General features: G+C 62.0%; 15 protein-coding genes. 12 read left to right on the top strand and 3 right to left on the bottom strand.

Going from position 1 to position 19,504, the window contains the following annotated elements:
* Positions 1–32 precede the first annotated feature (32 nt).
* The 5 genes from ABD653_RS10290 (at position 33) to ABD653_RS10270 (ending at position 10,409) form a co-directional block, all read left to right on the top strand.
* Positions 33–2,057 carry a hypothetical protein gene (locus ABD653_RS10290; RefSeq protein WP_160778595.1) on the top strand — a complete coding sequence of 675 codons (2,025 nt, stop codon included), beginning with the start codon at positions 33–35 and terminating at the stop codon, positions 2,055–2,057.
* 247 nt (positions 2,058–2,304) lie between these two features.
* The gene (gene gltB, locus ABD653_RS10285) at positions 2,305–6,957 is read left to right on the top strand and encodes a glutamate synthase large subunit (RefSeq protein ID WP_160778594.1); all 4,653 of its coding nucleotides are present in this window, start codon (positions 2,305–2,307) and stop codon (positions 6,955–6,957) included.
* Positions 6,958–6,969: 12 nt separating this feature from the next.
* Positions 6,970–8,406: a glutamate synthase subunit beta gene (locus ABD653_RS10280; protein WP_160778593.1), complete on the top strand. Its 1,437-nt coding sequence runs from the start codon at positions 6,970–6,972 to the stop codon at positions 8,404–8,406.
* Between the two features lie 144 nt (positions 8,407–8,550).
* Complete coding sequence (locus ABD653_RS10275; RefSeq protein ID WP_344705355.1) at positions 8,551–9,693, top strand: carbohydrate porin; 1,143 nt, start codon at positions 8,551–8,553, stop codon at positions 9,691–9,693.
* Entirely contained in the window at positions 9,690–10,409 is a 720-nt protein-coding gene (locus tag ABD653_RS10270) for a hypothetical protein (protein ID WP_160778591.1), read from the top strand. The genes ABD653_RS10275 and ABD653_RS10270 overlap by 4 nt, the downstream gene beginning before the upstream one ends.
* An 8-nt stretch (positions 10,410–10,417) precedes the next feature.
* On the opposite strand, the gene ABD653_RS10265 is transcribed toward ABD653_RS10270, so the two are convergent.
* Entirely contained in the window at positions 10,418–11,200 is a 783-nt protein-coding gene (locus ABD653_RS10265) for an enoyl-CoA hydratase (protein ID WP_160778590.1), read from the bottom strand.
* Between the two features lie 96 nt (positions 11,201–11,296).
* On the opposite strand from ABD653_RS10265, the gene ABD653_RS10260 reads away from it, so the two are divergent.
* Positions 11,297–12,319 carry a YeeE/YedE thiosulfate transporter family protein gene (locus ABD653_RS10260; RefSeq protein WP_160778589.1) on the top strand — a complete coding sequence of 341 codons (1,023 nt, stop codon included), beginning with the start codon at positions 11,297–11,299 and terminating at the stop codon, positions 12,317–12,319.
* Here the strand turns inward: ABD653_RS10260 and ABD653_RS10255 are convergent.
* Together ABD653_RS10255 and ABD653_RS10250 are read right to left on the bottom strand one after the other, a co-directional pair.
* Positions 12,294–12,629 carry a TraR/DksA family transcriptional regulator gene (locus ABD653_RS10255; protein ID WP_160778588.1) on the bottom strand — a complete coding sequence of 112 codons (336 nt, stop codon included), beginning with the start codon at positions 12,627–12,629 and terminating at the stop codon, positions 12,294–12,296. The genes ABD653_RS10260 and ABD653_RS10255 overlap by 26 nt on opposite strands.
* A 191-nt stretch (positions 12,630–12,820) precedes the next feature.
* Positions 12,821–13,519, bottom strand: a complete 699-nt coding sequence (locus tag ABD653_RS10250; protein WP_160778587.1) for a uracil-DNA glycosylase — start codon at positions 13,517–13,519, stop codon at positions 12,821–12,823.
* Positions 13,520–13,599: 80 nt separating this feature from the next.
* On the opposite strand from ABD653_RS10250, the gene ABD653_RS10245 reads away from it, so the two are divergent.
* The 6 genes from ABD653_RS10245 to ABD653_RS10220 are packed head-to-tail and all read left to right on the top strand — an operon-like array spanning position 13,600 to position 19,481.
* A complete protein-coding gene (locus tag ABD653_RS10245) occupies positions 13,600–14,220 on the top strand; it encodes a ribonuclease D (protein WP_160778586.1) in 621 nt (206 codons plus the stop codon).
* A gap of 14 nt (positions 14,221–14,234) precedes the next feature.
* Entirely contained in the window at positions 14,235–14,900 is a 666-nt protein-coding gene (gene lptC / locus ABD653_RS10240; protein WP_160778585.1) for an LPS export ABC transporter periplasmic protein LptC, read from the top strand.
* Entirely contained in the window at positions 14,900–15,457 is a 558-nt protein-coding gene (locus ABD653_RS10235; protein WP_160778584.1) for an LptA/OstA family protein, read from the top strand. The genes lptC and ABD653_RS10235 overlap by 1 nt, the downstream gene beginning before the upstream one ends.
* Before the next feature lie 12 nt (positions 15,458–15,469).
* On the top strand, positions 15,470–16,696 hold the full coding sequence (locus ABD653_RS10230) for a nucleotidyltransferase domain-containing protein (protein ID WP_160778583.1): 1,227 nt from the start codon (positions 15,470–15,472) through the stop codon (positions 16,694–16,696).
* A gap of 35 nt (positions 16,697–16,731) precedes the next feature.
* On the top strand, positions 16,732–18,192 hold the full coding sequence (locus ABD653_RS10225) for a lipopolysaccharide biosynthesis protein (protein WP_160778582.1): 1,461 nt from the start codon (positions 16,732–16,734) through the stop codon (positions 18,190–18,192).
* Positions 18,189–19,481, top strand: coding sequence for an O-antigen ligase family protein (locus ABD653_RS10220; RefSeq protein ID WP_160778581.1), 1,293 nt, complete (start codon positions 18,189–18,191; stop codon positions 19,479–19,481). The genes ABD653_RS10225 and ABD653_RS10220 overlap by 4 nt, the downstream gene beginning before the upstream one ends.
* The last annotated feature ends 23 nt before the right edge of the window (positions 19,482–19,504 follow it).

Here is a 19,504-nt window from a genome sequence, read left to right as displayed (position 1 = left end):
CGACCGAAACAACAGGGATGGAAAGCAGGACCATGGTACAAACGGACAAGCGCAAGGCTGGGGGCAAACCCCCGATCAGCGCACACCCGGTATTCCCGGTCATCGTCGCGCTATGGTTTGCCGCCCTGTTCGGGATTGGCAGCATGGTCTTGCCAACGATCCTGATCGAGAAAATCGTCGTCGCTCTCGGGCTGCCCGCGATCATCAGTTCCGCGGCACCGCCGATCGGCTTTACCGCACGGTTGCTGATTGCGCTGGTTGCAGCCGTGATCGGCGGCGCTGGCGGGATGTTTATCGCCCGCAAGATTGTCACCAGCCAGGCTGACGAAACCCCGCGCAAGCGCACGCCATCGCGCAATGCGGCTGACAAGCACCCTGACGCACCGGCCAAGAAGCCGATTTTCGCCACGCGTGAGCTGGGCGAAGAGGGCCTTGGCCCGGTAGAAGACGAATGGGATGCCGGGAGCGACACTATTGATGATGCGTCCAGCGAGCAGGGCAATATCCCTGGCCGTCGCCGCGCCCTTTCTGTGACTGAAGAAGCCGGTCGCAGCGAATATCTCGAAGCCGTGCCGGTTCCGGGCGAAGAATTCGTCGCCGAAGCGCAGGACGAGCCGCTCGATCTGCTTGCAGAGGAAGCCCGCGACGACGCCGATCACGAAATTGAGCCGGTTGTGGCCGACGATAGCTCTGCTGAACCAGCCGGGATTGATCTGTCTGCTCTTACCGTCGGCACCGATTCTCCTTCCGAAGACGGTGAATCGCGGGCCCCACAGCCCAGCATAGACTTTCATAAGGAAGCCGAGATGGACGCTCCACGACAAGTGTTCGGACGCGCGCAACCCTTCATGTCGGCTTCTGATGATGCCGGGATCGAAGCAACGCCGACGACCGAGGACGTTCCGATGAACGAAGCCAAAGGCGAAAGCCCCGAGGACACTGGCGCCATGGCCTATAATCCCTTCGCAGACCGGGCAGAGAACCCCGATGCGGTGGAAGCGGATCAAATCGAACCGGAAGCGGTTGAAGCCACTTATGAAGCCGCTCCGGTCGCGGCAGCACCGGTTGAATCAGCACCGGCGCAGCCCGCTGCCGCACCGCTGGCCGGGCTGACGATGTCGGAGTTGGTGGAACGCTTCGCGCGGTCGATGCAGATCAAATCCGAAGCCCGCGCGGCCGAACAGGCCACACCACTGGTTTTCAAGCGCAATACCGAGGAAGCACCTGCAGCTGCCAAGGTCGATGCCGAGGCCGAAGAAGGGTTTGCTGCGCAGGATGCAGTCGAAGACACTCCCGTTGTAGCCGAGCCATTGGACAACATGCCGGCAGGGCCAAGCTTCGTCGAAGCCGCTGCCGTGCAAGAATCGCCAGCAGCGCCCGAGGCCGCGCCCACGTTCGCAGCTTATGCGCCAGACAGCAGCCAGGATCAGCCCGAGGCAGAACTGGTGCCCAGCGCCCTACGCCCGCTTGATCTGGCTGGCATGGAAGATGACGAGCCCGAAGATTCCATCGACGAACTTGAGCTTGGTGCAGGTGATCTGGGTCGGCTGTTCAAACAGCAGAGCGGCGAGACTGCGCCTTTCGCACCACCGGAACAGCCCGTTGCGGAGACCGGGTCGGCTGAGCAACCACGCCAGGTTTTCACTCCCGATGCGGTTGAGATCCATGAGCCCGAAGGGGAAGACGAAAGCGAGCAGGAAGACGATTTCAGCTCACTGCTCGAAATGAAACACGCCTTGTCCGCGAACCGGCAGGAAACTGTCCGGATCGAGGATGACACACCTGAGGCTGGAGGCCAGGGGCCCGAAGCTGTTGTGGTCTTCCCCGGCCAGGATGCACCGGCAATTCCGGCAGCCTCACCTGTTGCAAGCGACCCGTTCGCTCCTCCTGCCGAGGGCCGCCTCTTCGATGCACCCGCCGATGCACAAGACCGCAAAGCCGGATTCGCAGCGGCTCCCTCGACAGCACCGGGCCAAGTGGCAAGCGACCCGGCCGAAACCGAACAGGCCCTGCGCGACGCACTCGAGAAGCTGCAACGGATGAGCGGCGCCGCCTGAGACGAGCTACGCATCCGTATTCATTCCTTTACGGAATCATCACTCTAGCAAGCGCCCCGCCCTCACCGGCGGGGCGTTCTTGCTTGGGGTGAAGAGTTTCTTGCATCCTTCGCACTTGCAATAAACATATCCTGTCTGCAAAAGGAGGCTTCGCGAAAGTTTCGGTCCGGCCAAGCCGTCGAGACGCGTGCTTCATTGCCGCGCCCCGCAGGGAAGGGTGCGCGCGGCATCTGACAGGAATGGAACTATGGCTTACCCCGCTTCGCAGGGCCTCTACGATCCGCGCAATGAACATGACGCCTGCGGCGTCGGCTTTGTGGCGCATATCAAGGGTGAGCGGAGCCATGACATCGTGCAGCAAGCGCTGCAGATCCTTGAAAATATCGACCATCGCGGTGCCGTTGGCGCCGATCCGCTGCTGGGCGATGGTGCTGGAATCCTTCTGCAAATTCCCGATCCGTTGCTGCGCAAATGGGCCGATGCGAACGCGGTAACCCTGCCTCAGCCGGGTGATTATGCGGTTGCCATGTGCTTCCTGCCGCAAGACGAAGACGCGCGCGATTTTGTCACCGCGCAGCTGGAAAAATTCGTCGCCAAGGAAGGCCAGACCGTGATCGGCTGGCGCGATGTGCCACTGACCATGGACGGGCTGGGCAAGGCCGTGATCGATTCGATGCCGGTGATCCGCCAATGCATTGTCGGGCGCGGCGCGAATTGCGCGGACCAGGACGCGTTCGAGCGCAAGCTGGTGGTGATTCGCAAGCAGACGCTCAACCCGCTTAAGAAACAGGCCCAGAAACTGGTCATGCCGGCACTGGCCGAAAGCTATATGCCCAGCTTCTCCTCGCGAACCATCGTGTACAAAGGCTTGCTTTTGGCGAACCAGGTTGGTTCGTTTTATGATGATTTGCGTGATCCGGATTGCCAGTCTGCGCTCGGGCTGGTGCACCAACGCTTTTCGACCAACACTTTCCCCAGCTGGCGGCTCGCCCACCCCTATCGCTTCATGGCGCATAACGGGGAAATCAACACCGTTCGCGGCAATGTGAACTGGATGAACGCCCGCCGCCGCACGATGGAAAGCGAGCTGCTGGGTCCGGACCTCGACAAGATGTGGCCGCTGATCCCGCACGGCCAGTCCGATACGGCCTGCCTCGACAACGCGCTCGAGCTGCTGCTGGCGGGCGGATACAGCCTCGCCCATGCGATGATGATGCTGATGCCCGAAGCATGGGCGCAGAACCCGCTGATGGAGCCGAGCCGCCGCGCATTTTACGAGTATCATGCCGCGCTGATGGAGCCATGGGATGGCCCGGCCGCTGTGGCCTTTACCGATGGCCGCCAGATCGGCGCGACGCTGGACCGCAACGGCCTGCGCCCGGCCCGTTTTTGTGTCACCAAGGATGATCTGATCTGCCTCGCGTCCGAAAGCGGCGTGCTGCCTTTTGCCGAGGAAGACATCACCCGCAAATGGCGCCTCCAGCCGGGCAAGATGCTGCTGATCGATCTTGAAGAAGGTTGCATCATCGAGGATGCCGAGCTGAAAGCGCAGCTCTCTGCTGAAGAGCCCTATGCCGACTGGCTCGACACCGCGCAGTACAAGCTGGAAGACCTCGAGGTGGTCGATCCGGAATTCGAGGAACTCCCGCAAGACGAGAACATGGAGACGCCCACGCTGCTCCAGGCGCAGCAAGCGTTCGGCTATACGCAGGAAGACATCACCCGCTTCCTCGAACCGATGGCGACCAAGGGCGACGATCCGCTCGGGTCCATGGGCACCGACACACCGATTGCGGTCCTCTCGCAGAAGAGCCGCTTGCTCTACGACTATTTCAAGCAGAACTTCGCGCAGGTCACCAACCCGCCGATCGATCCGATCCGCGAAGAACTGGTGATGAGCCTGCTGTCGATGATCGGCCCGCGCCCCAACTTGCTGGGCCGTGATCCGGGTACGCACAAGCGGCTCGAAGTCAGCCAGCCGATCCTGACCAATGAAGACCTGGCCAAGATCCGATCGGTCGAGACGTCACTCGACGGCGCGTTTCGCACAGAAACGGTCGACATCACCTGGGATGCCTCGACCGGGGCCGAAGGGCTGGAGATCGCGCTCAAGGAAATGTGTTGGGCCGCGACCGAGGCGGTGCTGCTCGATCACAATATCCTGATCCTGTCCGACCGGGCCCAGAATGAAGATCGTATACCGATCCCCGCCTTGCTCGCCACCGCAGCCGTGCATCATCATCTGGTGCGTCAGGGACTGCGGATGCAAACCGGGCTGGTGATCGAAACCGGCGAAGCGCGCGAGGTGCATCATTATTGCGTGCTCGCAGGCTATGGCGCGGAAGCGATCAACCCCTATGTCGCCTTCGAAACGCTGGAAGATTTGCGCCAGCGCAAGCTGACCAATCTGGCCGCCGAAGAAGTCCAGGCGAACTACATCAAAGCCGTCGGCAAGGGCATCCGCAAGGTCATGTCCAAGATGGGGATCAGCACTTACCAGTCTTACTGCGGAGCGCAGATTTTCGATGCTGTCGGCCTGTCGACTGATTTCATCACAAACTATTTCAAGGGCACGGCCACCACCATTGAGGGAATCGGCCTGGCCGAAGTGGCCGAAGAAGCCGTGCGCCGCCACGAAATTGCCTATGGCAATGATCCGATCCACCGCGAGATGCTGGATATCGGCGGCATTTACCAATACCGCCTGCGCGGTGAGGATCACGCCTGGACGCCGACCAATGTCGCCGCCCTGCAGCATGCCGTGCGCGGCAATGATGCCAAGAATTACGATGAATTTGCGAAAAGCGTGAACGAACAGTCCGAACGTCTGCTGACCATTCGCGGGCTGATGGAACTGGAAAAAGCCGAACAGCCGATCGCGCTCGACGAGGTCGAGCCGGCGGCAGAAATCGTCAAGCGTTTCAGCACCGGTGCGATGAGCTTTGGCTCGATCAGCCACGAAGCGCATTCAACTCTGGCGATCGCCATGAACCGCATCGGTGGCCGCTCCAACACCGGCGAAGGCGGGGAAGAACCCGCCCGTTTCACGCCGCTGGACAATGGCGATTCCATGCGTAGCCGGATCAAGCAGGTCGCCTCTGGTCGCTTCGGAGTGACCACGGAATACCTCGTCAATTCAGACGATATCCAGATCAAGATGGCGCAGGGCGCAAAGCCCGGCGAGGGTGGCCAGTTGCCCGGCCACAAGGTCGACAAGCGCATCGGCGCCGTGCGCCATTCGACCCCGGGTGTCGGCCTGATTTCTCCACCACCGCACCATGATATCTATTCGATCGAAGATCTCGCGCAGCTGATCCACGACCTCAAGAATGTGCAACCGGACAGCCGTATCTCGGTCAAGCTGGTGTCCGAAGTGGGCGTGGGAACGGTCGCTGCCGGCGTCTCCAAAGCACGCGCTGACCATGTCACAATTTCGGGTTATGAGGGCGGGACCGGCGCGTCGCCGCTGACCAGCCTGACGCATGCCGGTTCCCCATGGGAAATCGGCCTTGCCGAAACACAACAGACATTACTGCTCAACGATTTGCGCAGCCGCATTGCCGTGCAGGTCGATGGCGGCCTGCGCACCGGTCGCGACGTTGCCATTGGTGCTTTGCTGGGCGCGGATGAATTCGGCTTTGCCACGGCCCCGTTGATCGCCGCAGGCTGTATCATGATGCGCAAGTGCCATCTCAACACTTGCCCGGTTGGCGTGGCGACACAGGATCCGGAATTGCGCAAACGCTTCACCGGCACACCCGAGCATGTGATCAATTACTTCTTCTTCGTGGCCGAGGAACTGCGCCAGATCATGGCGGAAATGGGCTTCCGCACAGTCGAAGAAATGGTCGGCCGGGTCGACAAGCTCGATATGCGCCGGGTCCATCGCCACTGGAAAGCCAACGGGGTCGACCTGTCGCGCCTGCTTCACGAAGTCGATTTGCCCGAGGGTGCTTCGCTCCACCATACAGAAGTGCAGGATCACGGGCTCGACGCGGCCATGGATGTCGAACTGATCAAGGCATGCCAGCCTGCTATCCGCGATGGCGAACCAGTCGTGCTCGATCGTGAGATCCGCAATGTAAACCGCACCGTCGGCACCATGCTGTCGGGCGAAATCGCCAAAGCTTACGGCCATGCCGGGCTCAAGCCCGATACGATCCGCATCAACCTGACCGGGGTCGCCGGCCAGAGCTTTGCCGCCTGGCTCGCCCACGGCGTTACGCTCGATCTGACAGGCGATGCCAATGACTATGTCGGCAAGGGCCTGAGCGGGGGCCGGATCATCGTCAAGCAACCCCATGGCGTCGATCGCGCACCGGCGGAGAACATTATCGTCGGCAACACCGTGCTTTACGGCGCAATCGCAGGCGAAGCCTATTTCCAGGGCGTTGCCGGCGAACGGTTTGCGGTGCGCAATTCAGGGGCCCTCGCAGTGGTCGAGGGCGCAGGGGATCACTGCTGCGAATATATGACTGGCGGCGTAGTGGTGGTGCTGGGCAAAACCGGGCGCAATTTCGCTGCCGGGATGAGCGGCGGGATCGCTTATGTACTGGACGAGAACGGCAGCTTTGCGGACCTCGTCAATCCGGCCCAGGTTGAACTGGAACGGATCACGGGCGAACCCGATGCCGATGAAGGCACAGGCCGACCGCGCCAGCGCTCTGCCAGCATACATGATTTCGGCATGGGCGACATGCTGCGCCACGATGCCGAGCGGCTGAGAATTCTGGTCGAACGGCACAAGTTGCATACCGGCTCTGCCAAGGCAGCCGAGCTGCTGGAGGACTGGGATGCCAGCCTCGCCAAATTCGTCAAAGTCATGCCAACCGATTACCGCCGCGCATTGAAGCAGCTCGAGGACGAGCGGCTCGAAGCCGAAACGGTCGCCGCGGAATAAGGGTCAGAAGAAATGGGCAAGGAAACAGGCTTCCTCGAACTGGACCGTCGTGAACGGGATTATCTCGATCCTGCAGAACGGCTGACCAATTACCGCGAATTTATTGTCGAGCCGCCCGAAAGCGAGCTCGCCGCGCAGGCCAGCCGCTGCATGAATTGCGGCATCCCGTATTGTCACAATGGTTGCCCGGTGAACAACATCATCCCGGACTGGAACCACCTGGTCTATGAAGGCGACTGGAAGAACGCGCTGCATGTGCTGCATTCGACCAACAATTTCCCCGAATTCACCGGCCGTATCTGCCCCGCCCCGTGCGAGGCGGCCTGCACGCTCAACATCACCGACCAGCCGGTGACGATCAAAAGCATCGAGGCAGCAATCATTGATCGCGGTTGGAAGGAAGGCTGGGTCAAGCCGGAGCCTGCCGCTAAGGAAACCGGCAAGTCGGTCGCAGTAATCGGGTCTGGCCCGGCAGGACTGGCCTGCGCGCAGCAACTGGCCCGCGCCGGCCATGCCGTGACTGTGTTCGAGAAGAACGACCGGATCGGCGGATTGCTGCGGTACGGCATCCCCGACTTCAAGATGGAAAAACACCTGATCAACCGTCGCGCGGTGCAGATGGAAGCCGAAGGCGTGACCTTCAAAACCAGTGCTGAAGTGGGCGTGGAAGTCAGTTTCAAGGCATTGCAGGAAAACTTCGATGCCGTTGTCCTGTCAGGCGGGGCAGAAGAAGCGCGTGCCTTGGATATTCCCGGGGCCGAGATGGATGGCGTGCGCCTGGCGATGGAATTCCTGACCCAGCAGAACAAGCGCAATGCCGGCGACGACGAAGTGCGCGCCGCACCGCGCGGCACGCTCACCGCGACGGACAAGCATGTGATCGTGATCGGCGGCGGCGATACCGGCAGCGATTGCGTGGGCACATCCAACCGGCAAGGCGCGAAGAGCGTGACCCAGCTGGAAATCATGCCCAAGCCACCCGAGCATGAAGACAAGGCGCTGACCTGGCCCGACTGGCCGCTCAAACTGCGCACTTCCTCCAGCCATGAAGAGGGTGTGGAGCGTGACTGGTCGGTCCTGACCAAGCGGGTGATCGGCGATGGCGAAATCATGACCGGTCTCGAATGCGTCAAGATCGAGTGGAAGGACGGCCAGATCCAGGAAATCGAAGGCAGCGAGTTTACCCTGCCGGCGGACCTGATCCTGCTTGCCATGGGCTTCACCGGTCCGAAAAAGCGCGGCTTGCTCGACAAGGCCGGGGTCGAACTGACCCAGCGCGGCAATGTCGAGGCCAATAAAGACGATTACGCCACCAGCGAGCCGGGTGTTTACGCCTGCGGCGACATGCGACGCGGGCAGAGCCTCGTCGTCTGGGCGATCCGCGAAGGGCGCCAGTGCGCCCGCTCTGTCGACACAGCGTTAATGGGTGTTAGTGATTTGCCACGGTAAAGGCTTGTCACATAAGTGGAATCCGCTAGACCAAGACTTCGATCGCACAACCAGTAAGTGTAACGAATAGTTGCACAATTGAGGAGGGGACTAGCGTTGCAGCTGCGCGTTACTGTTCTTGCGTGCGTCTTCGTTTCGGCATTGTTGGGATCGTCGACCCTCTTCGCGCAGGAAAGCGAGGAAGAAGCGCCCTCCAAACCCGAGGTCGAATTCGTCTGGTCCCAATTCGTCGCCTCCTCGATCATCGAAGGCGGGGATAGCGATCCGGTCTATGGTGGCCGGGTGGACATCTATGCCGAAGTACCCGGCAGTGCGATCGGGCTCGACGATTCCATCACCATCGATATCCATCCCGAGTTTCGCTACGGCACCGGCGTCAATGGCGATATCGGCCTGCTGCCGAGCCAGACCGGGCTGTTCTATCCGGCCGATGACGGCGAGGAATTCGATCTTTCGGTGAGCGTCACCAAGCGCTGGAAATCGGGCACCACTTTGCAAGTCGGCAAGGTCAACGTTCTCGATATCGCCCAGGGTCTGCCAGTGGTCGGTGGCGGCGGGATCGAGGGCTTCCAGAACCTCGCCTTTGCCCTGCCGCCCAGCACCATCGTGCCGCAGGAACTGGTCGGCGCCCTGCTGACCGTGCCCACCAAGAAAGCGCTCTATCGCCTGTGGGTCTTCGATCCCGAACTGCGGACCCAGGACAGCGGTCTGGAAGATCCGTTCTCGACCGGGGTCGGCGCGCTCGCTTCGGTCACCTTCCCGGTCAAGCTGGGTGGAGAGCCGGGCTATTACGCCGTCAAGCTGGCTGGCACCACCCGAACGGGCCCGCCGGTCGAGGTCCTGCCCTCGGTACTCGTTCCTCCAGCAGGGGCCAATTTCGGTCGCAAGAAAGGCACTGCCAGCATCGTCCTTGCCGGCTACCAGTTTCTCGACACATACGAAGATGCGCCGGGCAAGGGCTGGGGCGTATTCGGGCAGGTCTTCTTTTCCGATGGTGATCCCACCCCGCTGGATGTCAGTGGCTTCTTCGGCGTTTCGGGCAATCCCAAATTCCGCCCGCAAGACCGTTTCGGTGTCGCATGGTTCCGCTATTCGCTTAGCGACGGGCTGGTGCGCGATCTCGACCACGTGCTGGCATTCGAGGATGAAGAGGGCATCGAGGCGTTCTACACATTCGAAGTCGCCAAGCCGCTACGGATCACCGCAGACGTGCAATATATCGATAGTTCGATCAAAAGTCGCAAGCCGGGCTGGGTCTTGAGCTTGCGCGCAGTGACCCGGTTTTGAAGGCGCGCCGCGCCTTTGCGATTGCGGGTGTTTCCCTGCTGCTGGCCGCCTGCGCGCACTTGCCCGAGACACCGCGGGCTGGCGAAAGCCCTGTCGCCACCACGCAAGAATCCCCCTCCGAATTTGTCGGTGCGTACAACGGCAACAGCTTCGAGACCGCGATGGGCATGCTGGTCGAGGCCGACGGAACCTTCCGCTGGGGCCTGTCGGTCGGTGGGCTGGATATGCGGGCCAGCGGCACGTGGGAGGAGCGCGACGGCACCCTCCTGCTCACTTCAACACCCACACCGGTGGCGCCCGAGTTTGCCTGGTCGGGGCTGGAGCAGACACCGGATGGCCCTTTGGTGAGAATTGTCCGGGCATCGGACGGCGAGCCCTTTCAATATGCCAGTGCTACGCTTGAATGCAGCGACGGGAAAAGGGTTGGCGACCAGGTCATGAACGAAGGCTGGTCGCCCGATCCGGGAGCGTGCCCCGACCCGGTTGCGGTCCGCCTCCGCTTGAGCATGTATGATATCGTGTCGGAACGCTACGATCTGGCCGCGTTAGGATGGTCGCCGGGCATGACGGCCCGGTTTGAATTCCGCCGCAATGATTTGGGCGTTGCTGATTTCACCGGCGCCACGGGCAGGCTTGAAGACGGCATGCTGAAGCTGGAAGGCGCGCGCTGGCCGCTGGAAATGCGAAAAATGCCCCCACGCGAAGCCCAGCCCTGACGAACGCCCTACTGGCCGCGTCCGCGCGCCTGCACCTGGGCCCGGCGCGCTTCGACTTCTTCGGGTGAGACTTGCGCATTGGCAGCACTCGAGAGCGCGTTTTCCAACGCCATTCCGTCGGCAAAGCTGGTCGCGTAGCCATCGTCGATCAACCGCTTGTATCGCGCCAGGAAAGCAGGATCGATGCCCGCCATATCGGCTGCAAGGCTACGAGCCAGCGGCATCAATTCTGCAGGCGCGACGACATGGTTCACGAGCCCCCATCCGCGCGCGGTTTCAGCGTCGAGGAAATTGCCGGTAAAGCTCAGCTCTTTCGCCCGGCTGATCCCTATCATCCGGCTGAGTTTCTGGGACAGGCCCCAGCCGGGCACGATCCCGACCCGGGCATGGGTATCGGCGAAACGGGCCTGCGTGCTGGCGACCAGTACATCGCACGCAATCGCTACTTCGAAACCTCCGGTAATGGCCACTCCATTGATCGCACCGATCACCGGCTTGCGGCATAGTTCGATCGCCTTGACCGGGTTCTCGTCGGCACCTTCGGCATTGGCGGCGCCCAATGCGCCCGGCTCCGATCCCAATTCCTTCAGATCGAGGCCGGCAGTAAAGGCCCGCTCGCCCGCGCCGGTCAGGATCACAGCCCGCACAGTTTCATCCCCATCAACCTGTTTCATCACGTGATAGAGCCGGTGCCGTAGTGCTTTGCTGAGGGCGTTCATGGCCTCGGGGCGATTGAGTGTGACGGTGGCAATCCCGTCTTCGATGTCCAGCAAGACCGTTTCAGCGCTCATTCGAAAATTCCCTCTGCTAACCAGTGTGCCGCCCTTAACTTTGGCGCGTTGCAGGTCCATCATGCCAGTTGCAGCAAGGCGGGCAAGAGCTTGTGTATGTCTGTGGAAGGGGGGATGCCGGCCATGCAATCAATCGAGGAGTTGGCCCTGGCATTGCTGGTGATGGCAATGGCCTTCATCATGGGCTTTGCTATCCGGCGGGGCAGTATCTGCCTGGTCGAGGCATCGATGTTGCTGGTGGTAAAGCGGCGCAGCCTGCGGTTGCGGGCCTTTGCGATTGCCCTGGGGGCCGCCGGGCTGGTGATCATTCCGCTGGCCTGGCTGATTCCGGGCACCGTCATGCTCTATCCGACCTGGGGCGTGACCGGGCAACTGGTTGCTGCTGCCGCCCTGTTTGCCTTGGGTGCCCGGATCAATGGCGGGTGCGCCTTTGGCACGCTGTCACGGCTGAGCGTGGGCAATCTCAGTTATGGTGCCACATTGGTGGGGGCGGTTGGCGGTGCGACCCTGATTGATCCGGCTTCCGAACCTTCGGCGGCGACTTCGCAGCTTGGTACACCGGGCTGGCCGGGCATCGCGGCAATCGTGCTTTTCCTCGTGTTGATCTGGCCGGCGCTCAAGATGGCAACACTTGGTAATCTTCACGCTGCCCTGACCAGGCGGGAAACCTTGCTACGCCCGACCGCCGCGATGCTGGTGATCGGCCTGGTGGGCGGGGCCCTGTTCGCACTGGCCCAGAGCTGGACCTATCTCAGCGTGCTGGCGGCAGAAAGCCGGTACTGGGCAGGCCATGCCTCCGAAAAAGAGGGCCTGCGCGCTGTGGTGGGCTGTTGCGCCCTTTTGGCTGGTGCATTGTTTGCAGCCCACCGCTCCGGCCGGTTCCGGCTGCGCTGGCCCAGTGCCGCCGGTCTGGCCAGGCATGGGTTGGGCGGCGTGATCATGGGATCGGCGGCAGCCTCTATCCCGGGCAGCAATGGTGTGCTGCTGTTGTTCGGAATTCCATCAGGCTCGGTCAGCGCTTTCGTGGCCTATGCCGTGATGAGCGTGGTGCTGATGGCGAGCTTTGTTCCGGCCCGGATCAGGCAGGCCCAATCTAGGCAGGATCGTTCGCGCAGCTAACGCAGCGTGGCACGCTGGGATCGTGCCGCAGCCGTTGTTCGGCGATCTCCTCGCCGCAATGCGCGCAATAGCCCCATTCGCCTTCTTCCAGCCGGGCGAGGGCCGCTGTAATCCGCGCTCGTTCCGCAGTACGGCGGCGTTCCTGTGCTTGCGCCATCGCCTGTTGCTGCATGGCGTCCATCCGGCTGAGCCGGCCGACACTGTCCTGCTGCAAGGTCACCGGTTCGCGCCCCTCGGCGCTGATCCGGTCTTCCTGTTCCAGTTCGGCCTGGCGCGTGCGCAACGCAGTGCGGGCTTCTTCCTCGGTCATCGGGAAACAGCTTTCCTACACTGCGGCGGCAGAGGCAAGCTTGCCCCGTGTTCGTGCCGCCCGTTCCGCCCTCTCTCTACACATTGGCGAAAAGTCACACTTCGTATGCCACGCAGAAGCGCAAAGCCTCGCATTCACGCCGGCTGGAGTGGAAAGTCACGAGTTTCGCAAGCGCAGTTGGCGTTCCAACTCTAGCCCGACCCAGCCGGATCAAGGGCCCAATCCACAGCGCCGCGTCCCTTCGCCTCCAAAAACGCATTCGCCTGACTGAATGGCTTCGATCCGAAGAAACCGCGATAGGCCGACAGCGGGCTGGGATGCGGCGATCGCAGGACCAGATGGGCCCCGGATTGCAAGGCCGCGATCTTGCTTGCCTTCTTCTGCGCATGGCTGCCCCACAGGATGAAGACGCTTGGCACATCGCGCCCGGCAACGGCAGCGACAGCGGCATCGGTAATCGCCTCCCAACCGCGCCCGGAATGGCTTGCGGCCTTGTGCGCCTCCACTGTCAGCGAGGTATTGAGCAGCAACACGCCTTGCCGCGCCCACGCCTCCAGATTGCCATGCGCAGGAGCCGCAAGGCCTACATCGCTCTCCAGCTCCTTGTAGATGTTGGCCAGCGAAGGCGGCACTTTCACGCCCTCTGGCACCGAGAAAGACAGGCCATGCGCTTGCCCCGGCCCGTGATACGGATCCTGCCCCAGGATCACGACTTTCACATCTTGGAGCGGGGTGAGGTCGAGCGCGCGCAACCGCATGCCGCGGGGCGGATAGACCGCCTTACCTGCTTCTTCTTCGGCCCGCAGCCAGCCGCCAAGCTGGCGTGCTTCGGGCGTGGCAAGAACGGGCTCCAGCGCGTCGCGCCAGCTTTCGGGAACTCTATCCGACATATCCGCCACGCTACGCGTGGCTGCATTGCTTCGCCAAGTCCCCTTCCCCTCTTTCCCCAATCCGCCTAGAGCGCTGGCATATGGCTGTACATTTTCACGAAGAAGACCTTCCCGCAGGCGTGCTGGCCGGAGATGCTCCGCTGGCAGTCGATACCGAAACTATGGGCCTGATCACCCGCCGGGACCGGCTGTGCATCGTTCAGATCAGCGATGGCAGCGGGGACGAGCATCTTGTCCGTTTCGGGCCCGACAGCGCGTACGACGCACCCAACCTCAAGGCCCTGCTGGCCGACAAGAGCCGGGTCAAGCTGTACCATTTTGCCCGTTTCGACCTGGCCGCGATCGAGCATTATCTCGGCGTCGAAGCTTCGCCTGTCTTCTGCACCAAGATCGCCAGCAAGATGACCCGCACCTATACCGACCGGCACGGGCTCAAGAATCTGGTCGAGGAATTGCTGGGCGAAACGATTTCCAAGCAACAGCAAAGCTCCGACTGGGGCGCGCCGGACATCAATGAAGCGCAACGCGATTATGCTGCCAGCGACGTACGCTTCCTGCACCGGATGCGCGAAATCCTGATCACCCGCCTCGAACGCGAAGGGCGGATGGATATGGCGCAGGCCTGTTTCGATTTCCTCCCGACCCGCGCCCGGCTCGACCTGGCCGGATGGGAAGATCACGACATATTCAGCCATATGTGAGCACTGGCCAATCCATGGGAACCCAACGCCGCATCGAAACGCAAGACGCCAGGGAGCTCCGCCGCGGGCGCCAGGCCTTTGCTGCGCCGGGCGGGTTTCATGACAAGCTAGTGAAGTTTCTGGCCGCTGCCCTGCCTATGGGTGTGGGTGTAATCGCAGCCCTCATGATTATCACGCCGCTGAGCCCCCGGGGCGAAGTATCCTTTCTGCTCGACCGGGACTCGGTCGCCGTCATCACTGAACGGCTGCGAATCGACAATGCGCTCTATCGTGGATCAGATGATCAGGGTCGCCCGTTCTCGTTGACAGCTGACGAGGCCGTCCAGCAATCGAGCGCCGAAGGGATCGTGCGGTTGCAAGATGTCGTCGCTCGGCTGCTGCTGGAAGAAGGCCCTGCCCGGCTGACTGCCGAGGGCGGAGCTTACACGATCGAGAAAGAGCAATTGGCTGTCGACGGTCCGCTGCGTCTGGTTGCGGCCGATGGTTATCGTTTCGTCGCCAAGGGTGTTTCAATCGATCTTGCTGCCAAGCGCCTGGTCGGGAATGATGGTGTCGAAGGCGCCATTCCGGCGGGCACGTTTTCTGCCAACCGGCTCGAAGCCGACCTGTCCGCCCGCACCATCGCCCTGGACGGCAATGCCCGCCTGCGCATGGTGCCGGGCGAATTGAGGATACCGTGATGATGTCGCTAACCCGCCGCACCCTGCAATCCTTCGCCATCGGCTTCGCCCTGACCTGCACCGTTGTGGGCGGAATCCAGTTGCAGGCCCAAGCCATCGCTGGCCACAATTCGAATGCGCCGGTCAACTACGCAGCCAACCGGATTGAGCTGCAGGATCGCCAGAACCGGGTCGTGCTGTCGGGCAATGTCCAGATCGACCAGGCCAATCTGCGCCTGCGGGCGGCCCGTACCATCGTCAATTACAGCGATGCCGGCTCGCTTAGCATCCAACGCATCATGGCCACCGGCGGGGTCACGGTCACGCGCGGGAACGAAACTGCGCGCGGTGAAGTCGCCGTGTATGATTTCAACCGCCGCATCATCACCATGGCTGGCAATGTCCGGTTGAACCGCGGGGGCGACACGCTCAATGGCGGGCGACTGGTAATCGATTTGCGCTCTGGCGTGTCGAGCGTCGATGGCCGGGCATCCGGTTCCTCCTCGGTCTCTGCCGAACCGCAGGTCCAGGAAAGTGGCGGGCGCGTGACTGGCTCCTTCTCCGTCCCGGAAAATTGAGGCTGCGGCGCGATGCGCCTGCCTGATCTGCGGCGGTTCCTGCTCGGGCTGATGGGGCCCCAAATCGATAGCGATTTTGCGGGCCAGCTTTCGTCCGATGGCTGGAGAAAACTCAACGAAATCGCCGCACAGCACCGGTTGCAGCCCCACCTACACGCACGAGTCACCAGAGGCGAAATCGCGTTGGACGTGCCCGGCGCAATCCGGGACAGCTGGCAGGTGGCCCACCGCAGAAATGCCCTGCGCACCCTGTCCCAGCGCCGGTCGCTGGCGCAGGTTCATGACATCCTGTCGGATGCCGGAATCGCCTGTGTTGCCCTCAAGGGCGCATGCCTCGCCTGGAACCACTATCCCGCCGCAGCAGAACGCCCGATGCGGGACATTGACGTCCTGATCCCGCCGGATCGTATTCTTGAGGCGTTGGCACTTCTGTCCGAGCACGGCTTGCGTCAGGAAAGCGCATCGGCCCGGACGCCGGAGGAGGCGTTGGAGCACGACAAGCATCTCCCCCCGATGGTCGATGCCGACGGCACCCGGTTCGAATTGCACATGCGACTGTGGGAAAAGGACAGCTCGATCGACTGGTGGATGCCAGCGCCCGAAGATCAGGCAATTCTCGCGCGAGCCGAGCCCCCGCAGGCCGAGGACCCGGTCCTGTCGCCCTGTGCCGAGGATATGCTGGTCCATCTCATTATCCACGCAAGCTTCAGCAACCGGTTGAATGGCGGCCCTTTGCTGCTGGCGGATATTGAATATCTCTTGAGTAAGCACAGCATTGTCTGGCCAGCTTTCTGGGAACGGTCCCGAGCTGGCAGGTGGGAGCGGGGCGCGGCGCTCGTCCTCGCTCTTGTCGACCGGTGGCGGCAACCGGGATTGCTCGAGGCTAGCCAATGCTCCCTAATGACCGAAAGCGACATTCTCGACGCAGCGCCAGATTTGCTGTTGCAGGACCTTAACCAACGCAAGACGATCGGACTGGTTGCGGGCTTTGCCGCCGCGTTTGAGACTGGCGGAGTAAAGAACGGAGGCAGGAAGTTTCTTGCGCGTCTGCTCGGGGCCGGGCGCGGGCGCCATGCACCAGAGCAAAGCGACACAGTCGAGAACGGCTATGGGCGCTGGCTTTCCTCTCGTCTGGGAGAGAGCCTGACAGCATGGACCGACCCGGATGTCCGGCGGATTGCTGCAAAGACCCGCGCATTGGGTACGTGGCTGTCGGATGGGGACGGGTCGCGTCCATGACTTGCCCCGCAGCCCAGACCCGATAGGCTCACCCGATGCGGCTGCTCCACGCCTTTGCCAGCAATGCCATCGGGCAGGTCGCGACCATCGGAATCGCCCTCGCGACCGTGCCGCTGTTCACCTCTGCATTCGGAACCGAGCGCTATGGCTGCTACCTGCTGCTGCTAGCCTTCCAACCCTATTTCGCGATCCATCAGCTGGCTGCCGCCCGTTTGGTCACGGTCGCATCTGCAAAGCAGGAACTCGGCGATGACAGCGCTCCGGTCATGCTGCGATCGATCCTGCTGTGCGGTATCGGCCTCAGCGCTTTGTTCACGGCCCTGTTCTTCTTCGCCTACCCCTGGTTCTCGGCCCGCTTCAGCGGGGACACTGCCGTCGTGCCGGAAGTCGGCGACGCATGGGTCTGGGCCGCAGCACTCATACTTCTCAACACCGTCACACTGCTCCAGAACCACCAGCTCGACGGTCTCAAACGCTTCGCCGCGTCCAATGTCCTGACCAATACGGGCAACCTCCTCGCCTTGCTGTTGCCGCTTGCACCCGGCTTGTATGACGGGTCTTTTGATCGTCTCGTTATGGCCATCGCAATTGCCCGGCTGGTGCAGGCCGGCATCGGCTGGTGCTTGCTGCCCCGCACCCCGTGGTGGCGCGATACGGGCAAGCTCATGCATGAATGGGCGCACCATGCAGGCCAGTTCGGCTGGCTCACGCTCTCTGCCCTGTGCAATGCAGCGATTGTCACGATCGACCGGATCCTCTTGGGCCTGACCTACTCCGCAACAGCGCTCTATTTCTACGCCGTGCCGGTGGGCGTCGCGGGCCGGTTCGTCGTGCTGGCAGCGGCATTGGGCCGTGCCATGGGGCCTGATTTCGCAACCGCGCGGCACGAACGATCTGTTGAGCTCGCGCGCGAAGCGAACCACGCGGTCCTGGCGACAATGCTGCTCTTTGCTCTGCCCTTGTCGTTCTTCGCGTATGATTTGCTAGCATTGTGGGTGGGGACCGCATTCGCTGACCAAAGCACACCGATCTTTCGCCTCGCCATGGTCGGGTTGATCGGCATGAGCATCTCGCAAGCCCCTTCGATCCTTCTCCATTCGACCGGACGCGCGCAGCGCCAGGTCTGGCTACAGATTGTTGAAGTCGTCCCGTTTGTCGCAGCGATATATTGGGCGTCCGGTCTTGGCTTGATCGCGGTCGCCTGGGTCGTGGTCTTGCGAAATGTGATCGACGGTATCGCGCATCTCTGGCTGGTCGGGTTGGGGTGGCGCAGCGCGCTCCGGTCGCTGCTCGTGGCCCTGTCCGTTCTCGCGCTTGGCCTGGCAGCTCCCCGCTTTGACATTATGCCGGTTGGGCAACAAATGCTGATGTTTGCGCTACTGGCCTGCATAGCGTTGGCCGCAATTGCGATCCTGTTCCCGCGCACTTTGCGCTTCGGCTTGGCGCAATTGCGCAGCTATGTGGTGGTTCCCAGTGGGAAGGCGGGGCAAGAATGACAGAAACTGATAGTGCATCGCGCGACGGATTCTTCCCGGCGACAGCTCTGTTGCTCGCTGTCCTGGTACTTGCCGGTGGCACTGCGAGAGCGGCCAATGACCTGCTCGGGCTGCTCAGCGCGCTGCCCCTTCTCTATCTTTTGTTGAGAGGGGTCCGGGCGCAAGACCTGGATTGGCCAGCACGACTAGCATTGGCCCTTTATGGCCTTGCCTGGCTCCAGCTTGTACCCGTGCCACCCGCTATCTGGACCGCCCTGCCAGGGCGGCAACTTGCAGTCGACATCCTTGCAACAATGGGCATGGCCCCGGGCTGGCGACCATTGGCGCTCGATCCGGGCAGCGCGGCAATCGGTTTGGTATCGATTGCAGCGCCACTGGTCCTGCTGGTCGGCTTCGCCCGACTGACCCGACAGGAGCAGTCGAAACTGCTGCTAGGGATCGTGATCATTGCCATTGCGACGGCCATTCTGGGTGTCGTCCAGCGGGTCACCGGCGGTTTGAATATCTATGATGCCGACCATGCAGGATATGCGACAGGGCTGTTCGCCAATCGCAATCACCATGCATCATTTCTCGCCTGTGCCATCCTGATCGTTCCTGCCGTCGTCCCATCGACGCGCCAGAAATGGGGCCTCTGGATCGTGGCGGGGATTGCCCTTGGCCTGTTCGCCGGAATCCTTGCCACCACATCACGCGCCGGAATCGTGTTGGGAGCCGGAGCGCTCGGCGCTTCGCTTGTTGCCGCTGCCCAGCCCCGCAAGGCTGTGTTGTTGGCAGGCGGGGCGGTGATGATTGTCGCAGGTGCGGCACTGGCACTTACACCAGCCTTGGCCCCGGTCTTCGAACGTTTCGCAGACGCAGCCCAGGATCAAAGAGCAACAATGGCGCGCGACACTTTGGTGGCTGCTCAAGCCTTCTGGCCCTGGGGCTCCGGCTGGGGAAGCTTCGTGCCCGTCTACATGGCATTTGAAGACCTTGACACCATGGCAGGACGCTATGTCGTGGCCGCGCATAATGACTATCTGCAGTTGATCCTGGAGGGCGGGATCTTCGGCTTGGTAGTTGCGATCGCCGGGCCACTTGCAAGCGCGCTGGTCGCAGCAAGGCTATGGCGGGACAAGGCGCCGGGACCATTGTGGTGCCTGTGGGGCGTCGGCCTGGTGCTCCTGCTCCATTCTGCGGTCGACTTTCCGCTGAGAACAGGGGCGCTTGCTGCGCTTCTAGCCATTGCTTTCGCTGCAAAAGAAAACTGGCAAGCGCCATTGCCAGCGCGGGCAAGGGCAGACTAGACTTGGCAGTGCTATTGTCGGCG

It is taken from the genome of Parerythrobacter jejuensis (assembly GCF_039536765.1).
Classification (GTDB): domain Bacteria; phylum Pseudomonadota; class Alphaproteobacteria; order Sphingomonadales; family Sphingomonadaceae; genus Parerythrobacter; species Parerythrobacter jejuensis.
Note: the sequence above shows the minus strand (reverse complement) of the source record. Positions and strands in the feature narration are given on the sequence as shown.

Bases quoted from the DNA above. Each gene is read 5' to 3' on its own strand.
- ABD653_RS10290 (WP_160778595.1), top strand. From the start codon at position 33: ATGGTACAAACGGACAAGCGCAAGGCTGGGGGCAAACCCCCGATCAGC.
- gltB (WP_160778594.1), top strand. From the start codon at position 2,305: ATGGCTTACCCCGCTTCGCAGGGCCTCTACGATCCGCGCAATGAACAT.
- ABD653_RS10280 (WP_160778593.1), top strand. From the start codon at position 6,970: ATGGGCAAGGAAACAGGCTTCCTCGAACTGGACCGTCGTGAACGGGAT.
- ABD653_RS10265 (WP_160778590.1), bottom strand. From the start codon at position 11,200: ATGAGCGCTGAAACGGTCTTGCTGGACATCGAAGACGGGATTGCCACC.
- ABD653_RS10260 (WP_160778589.1), top strand. From the start codon at position 11,297: ATGTCTGTGGAAGGGGGGATGCCGGCCATGCAATCAATCGAGGAGTTG.
- ABD653_RS10255 (WP_160778588.1), bottom strand. From the start codon at position 12,629: ATGACCGAGGAAGAAGCCCGCACTGCGTTGCGCACGCGCCAGGCCGAA.
- ABD653_RS10250 (WP_160778587.1), bottom strand. From the start codon at position 13,519: ATGTCGGATAGAGTTCCCGAAAGCTGGCGCGACGCGCTGGAGCCCGTT.
- ABD653_RS10245 (WP_160778586.1), top strand. From the start codon at position 13,600: ATGGCTGTACATTTTCACGAAGAAGACCTTCCCGCAGGCGTGCTGGCC.
- lptC (WP_160778585.1), top strand. From the start codon at position 14,235: ATGGGAACCCAACGCCGCATCGAAACGCAAGACGCCAGGGAGCTCCGC.
- ABD653_RS10235 (WP_160778584.1), top strand. From the start codon at position 14,900: ATGATGTCGCTAACCCGCCGCACCCTGCAATCCTTCGCCATCGGCTTC.
- ABD653_RS10230 (WP_160778583.1), top strand. From the start codon at position 15,470: ATGCGCCTGCCTGATCTGCGGCGGTTCCTGCTCGGGCTGATGGGGCCC.
- ABD653_RS10225 (WP_160778582.1), top strand. From the start codon at position 16,732: ATGCGGCTGCTCCACGCCTTTGCCAGCAATGCCATCGGGCAGGTCGCG.
- ABD653_RS10220 (WP_160778581.1), top strand. From the start codon at position 18,189: ATGACAGAAACTGATAGTGCATCGCGCGACGGATTCTTCCCGGCGACA.